The 499-nt window shown below is 45.1% G+C and carries 1 protein-coding gene; it reads left to right on the top strand.

Annotated elements, in window-relative coordinates:
• The first annotated feature begins 15 nt into the window (after nt 1-15).
• On the top strand, nt 16-282 hold the full coding sequence (locus ACTHUR_RS18945) for a helix-turn-helix domain-containing protein (protein WP_070459993.1): 267 nt from the start codon (nt 16-18) through the stop codon (nt 280-282).
• Nucleotides 283-499: the final 217 nt, after the last annotated feature.

The following is a 499-nucleotide window of genomic DNA, read 5'->3' as shown; positions in this document are numbered from 1 at the left end:
AAAGAAGAGTAGATTATGAAACTTGATTGTATCAATAACAAGCCCAAAACGCCAAGCCAAAGAGAGCGCATTTTAGCCCGATTGAGAAAAGGGAGCGTTACATCATGGGAGCTGGCACAGATGGGCATACTTGGCTATAACTCACGCATTATGGAACTTCGCAGAGCGGGGCATGAAATCATAACCGTGATGGAAGAAGTGCAAAACCAATTCGGGGCGACCGTGAAACGCGGGCGGTTTTCTTTGCTGGTGTCGGGAAAGAGTAAGCATAACGCCATCTAACCCCGTAAAAAACCATTTGACAGATTGAGCTTTGAGAAGCAGAATTAAGTTTCTCTCTTAAATTAACTAGCCCAAATCAGCAGGGTAAACGCTGATTTTTTATCGCCATTTTCTCTTATGGCGTTTGAAGCCTATTCACAGGCTTTGGACGGCATATCAAAGTTTATGGCGGTGTGTGGTAACGGCAACGTCCACGCCTGACTAGTTACAGGAGAGA

This window comes from Neisseria sp. P0021.S007, assembly GCF_051956855.1.
The sequence above is the reverse complement of the archived record's forward strand: the minus strand, read 5'-3'. Positions and strand labels throughout refer to the sequence as shown.

Coding starts and splice junctions, on each gene's coding strand:
- ACTHUR_RS18945 (WP_070459993.1), top strand. CDS start 16: ATGAAACTTGATTGTATCAATAACAAGCCCAAAACGCCAAGCCAAAGA.